Source organism: Vibrio sp. D173a, assembly GCF_030248475.1.
Map to the genome: position 1 here is coordinate 1 of NZ_JAHGAH010000188.1, position 16056 is coordinate 16056.

At 38.3% G+C, this 16056-nt stretch carries 11 protein-coding genes; 5 read left to right on the plus strand and 6 right to left on the minus strand.

Annotation, left to right across the window (positions count from 1 at the left end; all coding sequences use genetic code 11):
• The first annotated feature begins 210 nt into the window (after nucleotides 1–210).
• Genes KIV40_RS18310 through KIV40_RS18320 form a run of 3 tightly spaced genes read left to right on the plus strand, consistent with a single transcriptional unit; the run spans nucleotide 211 to nucleotide 5275 of the window.
• On the plus strand, nucleotides 211–1254 hold the full coding sequence (locus KIV40_RS18310) for a site-specific integrase (protein ID WP_285350624.1): 1044 nt from the start codon (nucleotides 211–213) through the stop codon (nucleotides 1252–1254).
• Nucleotides 1247–4654 carry a hypothetical protein gene (locus KIV40_RS18315; protein WP_285350625.1) on the plus strand — a complete coding sequence of 1136 codons (3408 nt, stop codon included), beginning with the start codon at nucleotides 1247–1249 and terminating at the stop codon, nucleotides 4652–4654. The genes KIV40_RS18310 and KIV40_RS18315 overlap by 8 nt, the downstream gene beginning before the upstream one ends.
• 9 nt (nucleotides 4655–4663) lie before the next feature.
• Nucleotides 4664–5275, plus strand: coding sequence for a hypothetical protein (locus KIV40_RS18320; protein WP_285350627.1), 612 nt, complete (start codon nucleotides 4664–4666; stop codon nucleotides 5273–5275).
• A 334-nt stretch (nucleotides 5276–5609) separates the two neighbouring features.
• Here the strand turns inward: KIV40_RS18320 and KIV40_RS18325 are convergent, their stop codons facing one another.
• Nucleotides 5610–6836 (minus strand): chromosome partitioning protein ParB, encoded by a 1227-nt coding sequence (locus KIV40_RS18325; protein WP_285350628.1) that lies wholly within the window; start codon nucleotides 6834–6836, stop codon nucleotides 5610–5612.
• A gap of 150 nt (nucleotides 6837–6986) precedes the next feature.
• On the opposite strand from KIV40_RS18325, the gene KIV40_RS18330 reads away from it, so the two are divergent.
• On the plus strand, nucleotides 6987–8153 hold the full coding sequence (locus KIV40_RS18330; RefSeq protein WP_285350629.1) for a hypothetical protein: 1167 nt from the start codon (nucleotides 6987–6989) through the stop codon (nucleotides 8151–8153).
• 45 nt (nucleotides 8154–8198) lie between these two features.
• On the opposite strand, the gene KIV40_RS18335 is transcribed toward KIV40_RS18330, so the two are convergent.
• The 5 genes from KIV40_RS18335 to KIV40_RS18355 form a co-directional block, all read right to left on the minus strand.
• Nucleotides 8199–8990 carry a metallophosphoesterase gene (locus KIV40_RS18335; protein ID WP_285350630.1) on the minus strand — a complete coding sequence of 264 codons (792 nt, stop codon included), beginning with the start codon at nucleotides 8988–8990 and terminating at the stop codon, nucleotides 8199–8201.
• A gap of 456 nt (nucleotides 8991–9446) precedes the next feature.
• Nucleotides 9447–11231 carry a DUF4209 domain-containing protein gene (locus KIV40_RS18340; protein WP_285350631.1) on the minus strand — a complete coding sequence of 595 codons (1785 nt, stop codon included), beginning with the start codon at nucleotides 11229–11231 and terminating at the stop codon, nucleotides 9447–9449.
• Nucleotides 11232–11583: 352 nt separating this feature from the next.
• Entirely contained in the window at nucleotides 11584–12594 is a 1011-nt protein-coding gene (locus KIV40_RS18345; protein WP_285350633.1) for a hypothetical protein, read from the minus strand.
• Nucleotides 12595–12632: 38 nt separating this feature from the next.
• On the minus strand, nucleotides 12633–13634 hold the full coding sequence (locus KIV40_RS18350) for a hypothetical protein (protein ID WP_285350634.1): 1002 nt from the start codon (nucleotides 13632–13634) through the stop codon (nucleotides 12633–12635).
• Complete coding sequence (locus KIV40_RS18355) at nucleotides 13635–15011, minus strand: hypothetical protein (RefSeq protein WP_285350636.1); 1377 nt, start codon at nucleotides 15009–15011, stop codon at nucleotides 13635–13637.
• Between the two features lie 46 nt (nucleotides 15012–15057).
• Here KIV40_RS18355 and KIV40_RS18360 point away from each other — a divergent pair, with 46 nt between their 5' ends.
• Entirely contained in the window at nucleotides 15058–15852 is a 795-nt protein-coding gene (locus tag KIV40_RS18360; RefSeq protein ID WP_285350637.1) for a hypothetical protein, read from the plus strand.
• The last annotated feature ends 204 nt before the right edge of the window (nucleotides 15853–16056 follow it).

Consider the following 16056-nt stretch of genomic DNA (forward strand, 5'->3'; position numbering starts at 1 on the left):
GCTTTAAATTCGGGTGAGTGGTTTCTACGTTTTCTAGTCATAATCTGTTCCAGTATTTTTAGGTACTATACAAACAGATCAATCACTTAAAGTCATGTCCGAAAATTGGGGGCCACTTCTCAATCTTTAAATTCAAATACTGTCTCGTACGCTTCTGTTGAAACTCTATTTGCTGGAGTGAACAGCTTCATCGACTTTAGTAACAACATAGTGCAGCAATTGAATGACTTGAAAGCACGTGGATATGTTCAATCACAAAATTTAGCAGATGAGCCAAATATCATTAACGTTGCAAAACGTAAACGCTCAGTCAATGTGATTCTAGCGATGAAAAAGAATTCATGGTTAGCTGGCTGTATAAGAGGTGCGACTCGAAAGATTGTGCGTTCAAAAGCTTTAATACGAACCAAGAGATCCAAAGCAAGTAATATTGTTAGAACGGATGACTTTGGAGGAAGTGAATATATTTTTCCAATCGATTTATGTAAGAAATTTATAGAAGAGGCTCCATGTTTAAGAGATAAAGTCCTATACAGTTTACTTGCAGCGACTGGTATTAGGATACATGAAGCACTAACTATGTTGATCGATGATGTGTTCATTCAAAATGGTAAAGTCTTTGTTAAAGTAATCGATCCAAAGCTCAGGATCAAAGAGTTTAAGAAATATTACTCCGAAGAAAAGTTTAGTGAGATTTCGCATAAATCAAGAGCGATTGAAGCGACATATTTGATTGAACCGTTTAAGTCTATGCTCATTAACTACCTCCCTGCTTATCTTGCAGAAGAGAGGAGCAAAGACCTTTTGAGGAGAACCAAGGAGCTAACATTATCGAGTCATCGTTTTTTGTTCAGAACTTTGGGTAAAGGGAAACCAATGGTTTTCTCTTATCGTTCGTTGCTAGACAGAATGCATAAGCACTCTATAGAAAGTTTAGGAAGGAGATATGCATTTCATTCTCTTAGACACATGTATGGCTATTACATGGCTAACTTTTGTCCAAGACCCTCTTCTAATGGGGTTGTACATGGTTTTGGACTTGATATTGTACAGAGGCTAATGGGGCATCATTCTTCTAAATCTACAGAGAGATATGCAAAACAAGATCATGACCTATTAGAAGCTATGCTTTCTGCTTCGAATTTCTGTCGAAATAATGACACGGATTATTCTGTTATTGATGCAAAAATTTCGTATTTGGAATCTAAGATAAGAGATTTGAAGTTAGTTAAAGAGGGGAAAGTTTATGCATAATCTAAGCAGAAATGAACCAATTTGGCTGACTGATCCTAAAGGTGTATCACATGAGTTATATATTTCCTCTGTTACTGTTCTATCGCTAGTCAATGAAAAACGCTCTAAAAACAGTAGCTATTATAAAAGCATTAGAAAGAGTATTAGCATAATTAAAGGTCTCCAATGTATTAAACAATGGGATATTGAGACTATTGATGCACTTCTAATATATACCTTAGATAAAAATCTTACATCACTATTAGTAACTAAAGTAAATAGTTTCAGTGAGTTTTCTACTAATCAAAAAGATAGGTTTGCTACATTTCTTCGAATATGTTTTCTAGATTTATGGCTAAGGAAAAAAGTAGTCTTACCGCTAGGATTTTATCTACCTGCTCATTGGGATATAATTATAGACGATCTAGTGTTAAAGAGTTGCAATGATATAGCTATTAGAGTGCGATCTGTTAAGAAAACATCTAGTATAAAGTTTGAGGGAAAAATTAGTCAGGAATCTCGGGATCGGAAAGCCAATCATTGGCTAAGATTATTGTTTAATACTGACTTTTATGATATCAAAAAAGTTAACTATTCAGATTTCGATGCATTATTTAATAATAGTGTAGGTAAAGGTAATGTATTGTTACGTCGTTATTATGTAACTGATTTTTTATTGTTCATATCAAAGGGTAATAGCGATGCATTAAAATATATTGATGATCTTCTTAGTCGTTATAATCAAAATCGCAAGGAAAATATATTAGATAGAAAAGCAAAGAAATTAACGGAAAAGAATAAACACACTGTCAAGAGTGATATTGCTTATGGTAATATTATGCGTGAAAGGATTGAAAAAATAATTCTTCATCTCGACCATGAAAGGTGGGACGATGTAAGTATAGAAAGTCTAAAAAAATTCATTAAGAACAATATGATTGTAGGTAACTTATCTAGGTACTTCAAAGTTGAAGAAGGTTTAGATAATAACCCAATATTTAAAAAATTACCTTCAAAAGTACTAAGCTTGGTTTCGATTGTAATAAATACATTTATGTCTATGGTGAAATCAAAGAGGTTACAAAGAGAGTCTAATGCTATTTTAGTACTAAATATCTTGCTATCATATCTTGCTATTTATTTGCCTGTTTTTTTCGAGAAAAGAGATGGTAATCTTTCTAATTATCCATCAGACCTTAGTGATCTAAACTGTACTATGTATTTTACGAGAAACTCGTTTATTGATGATAGTTTTATATCACCAGATGCTAAATTACCAATAACAGTGGTGACATATTTAGATATATTTAAGAAGGTTAACTCATGGGGGAATGAAACAGTCTATTCTAGAGTAAAGATATTGGATGAGTATTTTGATTTTTTAGTTTCCAATAAAGATATATTTCCAGGGCTGGATAAAGTTGTTAATACCTTTAGTAGTTCTTGTTATCCAAAGTTAAGTCAAAGGTCTTTTACCGTCAAACAAATAATTCCTAAAGAGATTTTTGCAACATTTATGAATATGTTGTATTCCTTAGAGTTCTTAGGTATGCATTTGAATGGTGTAATGTCAGGTGATATTCCTGTAATTTCTGATGGTGAATTATATTTTGTCTCTGAAGTAGAGTTGCGGCATGAAAGCTATTTTAATGGTCTCTGGGGATTCAGTTCAGGGCATAAAGGAAAGCTCATTGATTTGGAAAAATTGAATTATACGCCAATTTTTTTTCATAATGGGAAAGCATATAAGTTTTCTTTTATTCCTAATTTCTTCAAAGAGTATAAAACTGAAATAAAAAATAAACCTTGCTATCGTTTATCTTTGAATGGGATAAGACTAAGTATATTAATGTGTGAAACAGGCATTAGACAAAAACATTTGATGTGGTTGAACAAAGATAGATATGCTCTCGCATTACAGAATAATAATCAATCTCCACTAGCACCACTTATAGTTAGTACCGATAAATCCCACGGTGAATGGATAGCCATTGTTTCTAGGCATGTTTTCGACTTGCTCGAGAGACAAAAGAATGATTATGATTCTTGTACATTACCTGAATATGAAACTGACTTATGGTATGGACTAAAAAATGAATCAACTTTTGGTAAATTCAAACCATTATTTCGAATGCCTAAATATAGTAAAAATAAACAAAGTGAAAGCCCTTGGAATACATTTGATGAATTTAATATCTTTCTTATTATTTTGCAGAATATAGCTAATGAAGTAATAGATGAAAAGTTTCCATGCCAGTTGGTATTTTATAAATGTGATGGGGAAAAGGTTCCAATTGATAATTATAATGAGGAGTACTTTATTGGTAAAAATTTTAGATTCTTTTCTAGTCCATTAAGCCCTCATGGGCTAAGAGCTAGTTTTATTACAAATGCATTGAGGTTTTTGCCACCATCTATAATTGGTCAGTTTTTAACAGGACAAACAGAAGCTTTAGTTATGTACTATCAGATTATGAATCCTAGTGATATACCAGATCATGAGGAATTACTTCTGAATCTATTGGAACAACATATTGATGATAATACGCTTTCAAAATCACCAATACTGTTATCTAGACTAAATGAAGTTAATAAAAAACTTATGAAAGATATAGAGTCTAATCCTGATAAAGCAATTAATACATACTCGCTACTGAGCATTGATAGTACCGTAAATGGTGAGAATGGGCTTGATATTATACGATCCAAAGCCTATAGCAAATTAGCGTTCAACTTAACGCATATATGTCCGTTTGATAATGCCTGTCCTAAAGAAGTAATAGTGAAGTTTGGAGAGAATAAACCATGTCATTTATGCTCATATGCAATAAGGTGTGGTGATAATTTGACTGCCATTAGCGCAGAAAAAGCAAAGACTATTGAGGATTCTGATTCCATTAAACATCAGATAGAGTCATATTTAAAAAAAGATAGTGGTACAGCACTAATAGACAATCTTGAAAAAGAATGGAACCGTCTTGTTATCAAAGCAGCATCATTGGAAGCAATAGAACAGCAGCTTTTTTACATGGCTAACCATCTACCAAGAGATTCATTTTATGTTGCAGACAAATCATCGCTCGAACAGCATTATGTGAAATTAGGCTTAACAGATAAAGAATACATAATTAAAAGACTCATTGATATTAATAACTTCCCAGATATGTCATCTTCAAAAATAAACCAGAGAGTTTCATTGTTGAGGCGTAAGTTGCTGTTAAGTAAGAGTAATCTATATGATGTACTCGAAGATCAGGGCTTTGAACCAGATTCAGAAGCTGACCAGTTAATGTCCATGATTTCTTCAATGGTTCAAGCTAAGAAGTTGACAGCAAGCGAACTCATAACGTTAGCTCAACATTCTAATGACAAACTAGCTCCCAAGAAACCAATTAACTTGATAGTGAAGACCTTAAAATAGAGTCAAATTATGAAAGAATCAAACCCATTTAAGAATTGGCAGCAAGAGCGTATCGAAAACAAGAAAAACTTACTGAAGCAAGCTCTGGCTTTACTTGAAAGGACTAATTTTAAAAATGTCACAGCACTAGCAGTTACTGCCGCTGACTTGATGACAGAACTAGGTGGCAATAGTACGAAGCCAATTAACCATTCCACTTTGCTACGTACTAGCAGCCCATATCGAGAACTCTTAATTTCTTTTATGGAGCGTGGTTCTGGTCAACTCAACTCAGAGGACACAATAACAGACATTGATGTATTGAAAGCAGAAAACTTGAGGTTGCAACATACTATCTCCCTCTATGAAGCTAAGTTGGACCACTTGCTTAATAAGCAAGGAATCGATAACGCAGTGAACTTTAATCGCAATGATGAATTATTTGTCCTCCAGGAGAAGATGAGGCTGTTGTTATCGATTACAGATAGAATCTATAGAAGTGTACATGATGTCTTTGTGTTAATTGACGAGCAGAGAACAAATGAGGAGTATCCTTCTCCTGGTTTGTACGATATTCATGGTTTAGTCATAAATGATCACGAGTTAATTGAACTTGATAAACTTCGATCTAAGTTTTTATAGGAGTGAGTCTAAGCTGTATTACCAGATTACAGACTTGTTGTTTTCTCCAGTTAGATACTCCCAGTACTATGGCAGATTCGGCAATAATCTTAACCACTTAGACTGAACAGTTCATCAAGCGACTTTGTCATACCTAAACTAATTCATTAACTGCGAATTTAGCAAGGCTACTAGAATGCTTTTACCCAATGATGAGCTAGCTATCGTGGCTAGCTCAGTGTAGATAATGTTTCTCAATACATTATGCTTTCTCGATTCGGTCCTCTTGAAAAATGATGGCATATCCTCTAGTGTTTGGCTTAATGGTATTAATATCTTGCCTTTTGTAAAATCACTATTTTTTTATATGAATATTGCTTTGCTTAAGGATACGTTTTGGTGTTGCTCCTTTGGGTAGACAGGGGACTGTGAATGATTCATTAATGTTTCCTGCTGATGGAAGTGGTAGTTTGTTTCCATCACTATCTTTTTTGTATTGAGCAACTCGTCGTACAGTGACTTTATTACCATTTACGGGAATATTTAAGTGGAGATTCCAGCCTTTAAAAATTGCAGATAGCTTGCATAGCAAAGCATATGATGTTGATTCTCTTACCAGAGATTGCAAATAATTGCGAACTTGGTATTCGATATCGTCCTCTGAATTTAAACCTAAACCAGATATCACTCTTGTCAAGTAAACTTCGGGTGTAATTGGTAAACAATCAAACTCTATTTGTTTTAAGTTTTGTTTTATCAAATAGTGTGCAAACGCGTATATAGGCTCTGAGATTTGGCTTTCTAACTTGTGTCGCTTAACAATAGTCGATGCAAAATCTACTGAAAGAGCCAGCTCCTCGTGCTCTTCAACATAGTTGAGGATTTCCGCAGGTTGAAAAGAGGTACCTTGAGTTCCTCTAAAGTCGAACTTATTCTTCGTCATGTTAAAGGCTTTTGCTAACATTGCTACGCGCGATAAAACCTGAGCACTGACTTTTACTCCTGACATTTCTAGGACTTGCGCTCTAGAGCGCATGTTGCCCACATCGATGTGGGCAAAAGATAAGTCATCGATTACGCCGTAGGTGACGGTTGATATAAATCCCACGCCAGCTTCCAAACATGCTTGTAAGCGGTGGTGTCCATTGAGAATCTCCCCATCATCCGAGATGATAATTGGCTCTCCTGTTAGGCACCACTTTCCTGCCTTCATCGCTTCGGCATATTTGTTTACTTTGCTTCTGCTTAGCTTTCTATTCTTATTCTTCTTATTAACGGCACCGCGCTGCGAAAACTGCAACATATCCCTTGCTAATTGTGGTGATATGAAAATCTCTATGTGTTTGAGGCTAGTCTTGACGGATTTTATTCCAGCATAATATTTAGATTTGGATTTAAATATTTCATAGACACTTTGAGAGCTCAGAGTTTCACTCGATGTTTTGACGATTTCTTTTGAGCTGGCTATGTAGCTAGAGCCTTCCTTATTTTCGTATTTCTTTACCAAACTACTGCTGACTGAGTTTGCTAAAGAGTTGTCTCCAATCTCATCCAGTTGGAGTCGTTCATTGTCATTGTTCATCCTGTGTTACCAAATAAGTTTGCATCAATGGTGATAGTTGAATTTTTGATTTGATTATCTATTACATGATTGATCAGACGTGGCGTCTGATCAATTTAATTCTTTTCGTTAGACTATACAAAAGAATGCTTGAAGGATACGAGGCAGAAGTTGTCTGAGTTAAATTTAACGGGCTGCTTGATTGCTAGTTCAGATAAAACAGTAAAGAGTTTAGTTACTTACTTGCCAGCAATAGAGCTCAATAATTATTTTTGCGTTGATCGGGTTCCACCTCTGTTAGAGTTTTTTTTTGATGCTGCTAAAAACAAAACCAACTTGAAAAGGGTTAATGATATTCAGGTAGACTTAGAGAATGAGTTGTCTCAAGGGGGAATAGGTGCTCCGATCTCTCTTACAGTGGTACTAGATGGAAAGCCTACACTCCATTTGATTGGTAACACTGCAAAGATTGGGTATGATCGCTCTACTAGCTTTGTTGTAGGAGAGCTTTTAGTTTTAACTGCTGTGTTAAAATCTCTTGGCATCAAAACACCTCTTCTGTCGTCTAGATTAAGTACTTCAGAAATAAAGAAGAAAAGTGCATATAGACAGATTTTAGCCGTTCAGAATGTTGTATTGACAGTCATTTTTGATGATGAAAGAGGCATCCATGAAGAACAAATCAGAGAGTTATTCTTCAAGTTTAATCGGCAGCATTCTGGGGTGCACCTCAGTCAATTTTCACAAGTTAACTATGTCTTTCCTTTGAAGCCTTATGTACAGCAGCTTGCTGATAGTTTGAGCTTGGAAAGTCTTGGAGGAGTATCTGATAAGTCTAAACATGTAAAAACTTCAGAACGCTACCTAACAACAGAGTACATCTTGTTTAAGTTTTTAGTGGGAGCGATCGCTGGTGCGCATGTTCAAGAGATTTGTAAGATGTCAGATGATGTGACAACTCACTCAGGCAAGAAAGTCTCAGAGTGTCTTGCTAAAGGCAACCTTGAGTACATAAAGGTATTTTTGACTTCGTGGCTTATTCCTCTAGAGCAAGGTGGTAAGGCTGAACGTGCTGGTTTTCGTTTATCTGCACAAATATGGCAAGCACTGGCTTTAGTCATACATCGATTAATTTCTGATGGCTCGAGTGTCCAAGATGTTAGGCATGCAGGCTTAATTTTAGGTCGCCTTGATTACAGTAAGAAGGCTATTCATTGGGGGGATTGCGAAGTGATGGCATTAGACTCTAATGGCCGCCTGTATAAAAACGCCGCCAATTCAACGCGCGAGTTTAGAAATGGATTAGCGAGTTATTTTTATAGGATTGTCAAAAAATGAGTTAGCAGTAGTTGAGTCTTATGATGATGCTTTGTGCTCTATCCGCTAATTGACGTGGTAGGATTTGCTACTCATTTTCCCTGGCTCAAGAGATCCAAACCCCTTTGGGTTGCAAATAAAGAGTACATCGTTGCCAATTATTTTTTCAACAGACTCGTGTTGGTGACCAGCTATCCATATCTTTGAACGGTTTATGATTTCATCGCTTAAATTGGCGTGATAGAACGGGGCAAATAGACTATTTGCGTCTGACTCTTTGGCAAATGAATCTTTGTTGGGTAGATGATGAGACACAACGATATCTACCTTTTTAGGCATACTATCTATGAAGGCATGGTGCATCTCATCGACTAATCTATTGTTTAAAAACTTCATATCGTTCATAAGTAATTCGTAATTGTGTTGCTCTTCTTTATTTAAAGAGAGTAGCGGAAACCACAGCGTCCCACCGTAGATTGTGGTGCCTTCAATTTCTACCATTTCGTTATCTAGGAAGTACAGGTTTGGCATTTCGTCTGCGTGCTTTTTTAGGCGAGGAATCGGTGAATGCTTTATGGCTGAAGCGTAAGGTATGTTTGTCACTGATTCTTGAACAAATGCATACGGATTGAGTCTGGACTTTCTACATTTGTGTGAATACCATTCGTGATTACCACTGATTAAAACTACATTTTTAAAGCGTGGGCACAGGATATGCTTAATATAAGAGATTCCATGAAGTGCATTAGACACATCACCCGCGATGATAAGGGTGGCATCTTTGTCGAAGTCAACCCATGTATCACGCCTGATGCTGTTTATATCTAGGTGTAAGTCGCTTACTGGAATGAACTTCATGAGTACCTCATTATAAATATTGCCGTTTGCAGCGATTGATAATACACGACAAACACTGATTCTAGTTTAGTTATTAACAGGCTATTACGCCCAATTACGAAATGGCTCATTTATCCATGGCACGTTGTGATCACATGTGTCAGCTGTTTCGGCTGACAGGTTTCTGTCCCTTTCAACTTAGAGTAAAGGAGCATTCTCATCTTGTGAATGCGAATTTTCCCTACGAAAAGTTATTCGAATAGAGTATGGCTAGCGTAGTGAGAAATTACGCTTCGTCGAGCAATTTAACCCTTCAATACATCTGGTACTGGCACGATCAACAAGATTTTGAGATTCAACATCATTACCAACAAAGATGCGATGCGGTTAGGGAATACTTATTAATGCAAGGTGATGTTGGAATAGTATCCCACCGTTTTGACTAAAAAGGGAGCCATTTGGCTCCCGCTGAATCGTTTATCCCTGCACTTCTTGTTTATAGTGCTCTTTCCATTGTCTAGCATATGGAATCATCACTATGTGTAACACCAACCACCAGAGAAATTTAGGAGCAGTTCCCCAATAAGTTGATGCTGGCACATACCCGTGAGATAGTTGATTCCTCAAGTCACCATAAGCTTTATCCAGTAGGACTACCTGTAAGTTGGTGGTTAAATCAGCCCCCAAAGTATCAATGATCGCTTGGTGCCCAAGCAGAGCTTTAATACCATTACGTTCTTGTGACCCGTCACCATGTAACGTAGAAGGCTCCTCTCCTTTCTGACGTGCGAGATAACGTAGAGAGTTCTCAATTTGCGGCACTAGCAAATGACAAGCGGTCATGAAGTCTCGATTGAAACCCGCCAATAGACCTTTCACAAAATATTCTTCATGTTCATCTGGAATGAATGGGTGATTTGAACAGATTTGTTCAATTGCTTCTTCTGTAACAACGTATTTGGTAGTTACTTCATTCAGAGCTGGCATAATCTTGCCTTGCACACCTAACTGGTGCTCAATGCCAATGTTGCGCATCATAATGCTCCAGCATCGTAGGCCATTCTCATCATCTTCAATACCAAGACCAGCAGGAATCACAGCTGTTGTCATACCTTCATGATCTAGATGAGTCGTGCCGAACATCCATGAGATACTAGTTTGCATCTGCTCAACTGCATGCTCTCTTAACTGCTCTATGTTCGATGGTCTTGTGATAGTACCCAAGCGGAAAATAGCATCGAAGAAGTCAACACTCTGCACGTTGGCAATAGCAGTATTAACAAGCTGACTAATATCTTGTCCGTCAGTAACGATAAGACCAAGGTCGTGCAACGATTCAATTTGCTGCTCTCTCATTTCTTCATATAGCGCCAGCCTTTGTTCTTTAGTCCCAGGGACTTTAGACAAAGCATCAATTGCTTTGAGCAAGCGTCCTGCGGCAATCATACCTTGCTGATAATGCTCAGCCGCTTTGACATGACATTCAGAAATAGACTGCCAAGTAGCAATCTGTTTCTCTCTGTCTCGCATAGACATAGCTGCATCTAAAGCTATTTCGTTTGCATTAATGGATGAGTCGTAATCGCCTCTTTCAAACTTCAATCTCGCTAGCTCTAGAGCTTGTTCGTAAATCCAATCAGTCTCTTTGATACCAAACTCAAGGCAAAGAGTTAACAAGCGTATTGCGAAAAAGCACTTCTCAAATTCTTTATGTATTTCGAATTGTTCAAGAAGGAGCTGAGATACGTTTTCGAATAAATCAGGACGTTGATTCTCCCGTCTGAACATGCAGCTCAGGCGTAGAGCACGCTCAATTCGTTCACATGGCAGAACCCACGAATCAGATTCATCAGCAAGTTGCTTAGCTGACTCTAAATACGCTTCTATCGCCATATAAGCATGCTCGATAGTCCCAGACTTCGTAATCCATGCAATATCGGCTAATCGTGCTCGTAGTTCATGGTTTTCAACTTCTGGGCAGAAGTCTTTCAGTGCCGTAAGTGACTCTTCGCTGAAGTCACTAGCTATCAAGCCTCTACGATCTTCAAAGACAAATTTGGGCTTGAAAGGAGCCTTAGGGTCTCGTGGAGTAAAGTGCATTGAACATGCAGCGCCCAACAAACGAGCAGGGACACTTTCTTGTTGCGCTGCGAAAGCAGATTCGATGTAGTGATATGAGTGTTCTTCTACTTGAGACAAGATATCCGCTAGATCTAGTCCCTGTAACTCTTCTAGAGTTACAACTGTTTCATGTAATGACATAAGCTCCTCGATAATCGCCACCACGGAGCTTCATTTCCTACAAATCTCGATGTGCTCTTGGTTGCATTAAAGTTATAACACTACAACTTACACCTATTCCTAACAACTTCTTTTTCTAATACCTGGTTTAATTTAAGGATTGCTAATGTTCAATTTTTATAAAATGCGTTATTGCCCCATTATTGTTTTCGAGCATGACGGCACGTGTGGCTATTGTCTATACACGCCACACATGTCCATAATGTTAAGCGTGACTTTATATTTAGGTATTGTGAATATGTATTCTGGAAGATGAGTAAAGGTAAGTTAGTCCTACCGCACTAACTTACCTTAACGAGATTACTCTCAAACCTCAAATCGCATGACCTCTCACTCGGTTCGTTTGGTAGTGGGAAACAAGATCATCTTGAGCTGCGAGGGCTGCTTCAACACGTTGTTCAAAGTTATCCGGCTTTTTATCCTTGCGTAAGAAGTATTTTGCTGGCTCCCTTGTAAATGACTCACCTGTAATCACTGCTTCTTTGCCATGTTCCATAAACGCTAAGATTTGAGCTAATGGGTAAGTCATATCACTCTCTCGATGAAAAGAAAGCTTTCCGATATCAATGCCCACGATTCCCATCGGTCGGTAGCCTGTCAGGTTTTTGTTCTCAAACTGCAATACGATATTTAAACCAAGGTGATTTTCTAATATACCCATTTTGTCAAATGACGCCGCGCCAACCCTTCCATGCCGCCACGAATAGACAATCTGCCGGTTTCTATCAAAGTAAACTTCCGCGTCTTGAGGTTTCAACAAGAAAAGCAACCATAAACCTAAAGATAAAGCGCCCATGAAAGAAAAAAGGCCGATACCGAAAAGGAAATGATCTAGTTCTCCAAGTTGCTTAAGCGCTCTCATGTGTGTAAACAATGACACATCACCGTCTTGCTCAAAATAGATACTGTAGCCTTTAATGGCATTATCGGCGAGAGCTATCCCCCGCCGAAAAATATCCTCTTCTTCTTTATCCCCTTCCTTTTGAGCGTCGGAAAGGTAGCTTATGTATCTGGCTTTGTTCTCACTATAGCTTTCGATCATACGCCCTGCCTGAGCCTTGTGAGCTTCAAAATCATATTGGTAGCGAGAATCGTAGATAAAATACAGGGTCAACACGGTTAGCATCAGCATCCATGGGACGATAATGGTATTGCGGCGAGTATGGTAGCCAGTCCTTAACGTCAACAGATTATCATTGACCCTCATAAAAGGTTCGAGTGGGTCTTCCATCGGAACAACGATCACTTCTGCTCGAAATTGCGCCCACCACTTTGAAAAAGGTTGCGCTTTTGTTGTAAATATTCCTTTAGAGCCGCGATTCATTTATTTCCTCACACACCATCAGGCCTCAAAAAATGTCTTTACATCGCTAACGGTTTAATAACATTTTTTTCGTAGAGCTCGACTAAGTTGTGACTTGCCTCAAGCACTTGCTCTAATCGCTGCTCAAAGTTCTTGGGCTTCATATCATCGAATAGAAAAAATCGTGCAGGCTTGCGCTGAAATGATTCGCCAGTAATTACGGCTTCTTTTCCATTTTCCATGAAAGCCAACAATTGAGCCAGTAGGTAACTGAGGTCTTCTTCTTTGTGGAAAATAAGCTTATCTGCATCGATCCCCCAAACCGCACGAGGCCAGAAGCCACCTTGCTTCTTGTTCTCGAACTGAAGATAGATACTCAACCCCATCATGTTTTCTTTAATTCCGATATCTTCAAAGCGAGCTGCTCCAATACGTCCCCAACGCCATGTATAGACAATACCGCGGTTACGATCAAAGTAAATCTCTGCATCTCTAGGCTTTATAAAAGATAATCCCAAAAAGCAAGCGGCAGAAATCGCGCTGATACCTAACATCAGAAAGCCAAAAAGTGTCCATAACAAATCGCCTTGTCGATACTTACTCTCTAGATAGGTAAATATGGTTGGATCGCCATTCTTTTCTATGTAAACCATATAACTTTTTATCAACTGGCTATAGTCTTTCACTCTACCTAAATAGTATTTCACGTCCTCTGCATTATTTTCCTTTTTAGCTTCGAGAAGCCACTCTTCCCTTTGAGCTTTCTCATTTTGGAAATACTCAATATTTTCAATCGCTAACTCTTTTTGTCGTTCCAAATTAGGAACTACACCAAGCCATAAATAGGTACTAAAGATTGCCGTGAACAGCAAAGGTAAGCCGATTGTGTTTCTTCGGCTATGGAAGCCAGTTCGGATGGTTAAAGTGTCATCATTGACAGACATGATTGGTTCCAATGGATCTTCCATTGGGACAACGGTCACCTCTGCTCGAAACTTTTCCCACCACTTAGAAAAAGGCTGAGCAAACTTTGTAAATATCCCCATTTTCTGACGTTTCATCTATTTTCCCCAAGGTGTCTCGTTTGGTTGTTCGTCTTTCATACCAATGAGTTTGGTGTTTGTTATTGTACCGCCACTTAATGAGCGCTGAGGCACAACGAGTCCTACTTTAGGTTCATATGACCAAAATAGAGTGACTGGTTGATCGAATTCAATATGCACAGTCAAATGCAACCCATTTTGTTTAAAGTCATCCCTCGTAATGCTATTTATAGCGGCGGTAACGGCCTGCTTAAGTGCTTGTGTTGCTATTTCATCTGGCTCAGGCTTTTGCGAAAGTGGGTATGACTTTTGTTTCAAATCGGTATACACCGTACCGTAGAGTTGTGACTCCCCTTTGACAAATTCAGGTAAAACAAACTCATAGGTCAACATTGTTCTGGACGGCCCATTGTATGGCTTAATACTGCGGTCTGTAATGTTTAGTGTCGGCATATAGAAATAATTAAAAAACTCTTGAGATTCAATACGTAGTGCAGCATCAAAGTATGGTGTTAAATGTCTATTTTTAGCATCAAGATAATACTTCACTTTTACGTCTGGATTGATTACTGAGTCACTATCAGCAAACTCAGCCCAGAATGGATAAGTTTCACTGTTCCCCCAAAAACAACTGTACAGCAAGTTTTCAAAATTGGATTTAGTATAATGATCAGCAATAAACACTCCCGAAACGAGAGTAGCAAATGCGATGGTAAGAGCTACGGGGTTCGCTAACACAGTGACGTACACGGCCAATCCAAGGTAGAAACTAGCTGCGACTTGCATCCCATGACCGATAGCAGCCCCTTGATTACCGGAGCGGTAATGACGGTACGCAGACATGGCATTGGTAATTGATACTGCCATATTTGCAGCAAAAATCAGCCGTTTCATTACTGTTGCAGTTAGTGTACTCCCTAATCGATTTTCATAAATTTTTAAGTTTGGACCAACCTTGGCAGTGAGCTTTCCGCTCACCCTCGGAAGTGCTTTATTGGTAATTTTGAGTGTACCATGGGCCAAAGTTGCCGTGTCTACGCTAATTGCCGTCATATATCCTGTTAATGCGAAGACTCTATAAACCGACCCAGCGTCATTGACAGGGTCTGCTTTTTCATAATCGCTTTGTGATACAATGCTCTGGATAGCATCGACATTGGCATAGAATGACCAAGCAGCAAAGCCTTTATCTAGGGCTTCTCCCGCTAAATGCAATAGTGTTTTAACTGGTGCTTTTTCTACCATTTCTTTAATCTCGGCAGGCGCTTTTTGGGTTATTCTAATTTCATCCAATTTGATAACTCTTGATTTTGCATGATCCGCGATATCGTCCGCCCATTCATACAGCTTACTGCCGATATTCAGTTTACCTTTTTTATATTTATAAGGGTCCACATCAAGTCTTGAAAGCTATCTGCTTGCTAACCTCGTTAGCGATGAGATGCTTGATGGTGAGGCTTTGATTGAACTTTGCTATGGAACATTTGCTTATAACCTTGCTTCTGATACAGAAAAAGAAAAACTAGTACAAGTTTTTAAGATGGTAGCGGAGCGAGTAAAGCAAATTGAAGTCGAAAAGCGCCCATGCTTTGGTAAAGCTCTTTTGGGTATCAATGAACTACAGTTTCTTGAAGGTTGGCTAGTGGATAACATAGAGGCTTTAGATGAAGACTCGGGTGTTTTAGGTACGTTGGAGTCTCTCTGGCCTGTTATAGAAAACTTAGGTATGAATAATAGCCTGGGTAAGCTTATCGGTGAAAATGCACCACTGCTTGTTGCTAAACAATGGTGTTCTGGTGTTTCCTACAATGAAATTTTATTGCAAGCCAATAGAGATGATTTTAAATTTAGAGCTGGTAGCCAGCAAAGAAAGTTGAAAATTGAAAATATCACTGACATTTGTGATGGTGCATTGGGATACGAAGCTATGTTGATAGTTGGTGCTTGTGCCGACTTAATCGAGAGCTTATTTGGAAACCAATTGCTAGCTGATTCCGTACATAACCTACAGTTATCTTTACGTATTGGGCTGTCAGACCAGTTAGCGAAGGAGTTGTATGCTATTGGTTTGGCTGACAGGGCTGTAGCTTCGATGGTATCAGATAGACTAGTTAAGTCTGGTGCAGATGTGTCTGAATTTGGTAAGAGGTTAGCTGAAGTTCATCGAGGTGTCATCGAGCCTGAACTGAATAATTTTCCTTCAGTGTTTCGTGAGTCTATTTATAGTGTGAGGTAAATGTTACCAGCAAAGTACTTTAAGAAATGCGTGAAGTAATACCTATGGTAATACTTTTTTGATTGCATGCTCAATGTGTTCTTATAAATCAAACGTTTGAGGCTTTAAGTCTGCTGCCTCACTCACAAAACAAAGCCCCGAAATTTCGGGGCTTTGTTGTTTCTTACAAGGTGAGGGTGAATCTTAGCGTAAGCGCTCCATAAA

What these genes read in the sequence shown, in the direction of transcription:
- KIV40_RS18315 (WP_285350625.1), top strand. Translation starts at nt 1,247, where the DNA reads ATGCATAATCTAAGCAGAAATGAACCAATTTGGCTGACTGATCCTAAA.
- KIV40_RS18320 (WP_285350627.1), top strand. Translation starts at nt 4,664, where the DNA reads ATGAAAGAATCAAACCCATTTAAGAATTGGCAGCAAGAGCGTATCGAA.
- KIV40_RS18325 (WP_285350628.1), bottom strand. Translation starts at nt 6,836, where the DNA reads ATGAACAATGACAATGAACGACTCCAACTGGATGAGATTGGAGACAAC.
- KIV40_RS18335 (WP_285350630.1), bottom strand. Translation starts at nt 8,990, where the DNA reads ATGAAGTTCATTCCAGTAAGCGACTTACACCTAGATATAAACAGCATC.
- KIV40_RS18340 (WP_285350631.1), bottom strand. Translation starts at nt 11,231, where the DNA reads ATGTCATTACATGAAACAGTTGTAACTCTAGAAGAGTTACAGGGACTA.
- KIV40_RS18345 (WP_285350633.1), bottom strand. Translation starts at nt 12,594, where the DNA reads ATGAATCGCGGCTCTAAAGGAATATTTACAACAAAAGCGCAACCTTTT.
- KIV40_RS18350 (WP_285350634.1), bottom strand. Translation starts at nt 13,634, where the DNA reads ATGAAACGTCAGAAAATGGGGATATTTACAAAGTTTGCTCAGCCTTTT.
- KIV40_RS18360 (WP_285350637.1), top strand. Translation starts at nt 15,058, where the DNA reads ATGCTTGATGGTGAGGCTTTGATTGAACTTTGCTATGGAACATTTGCT.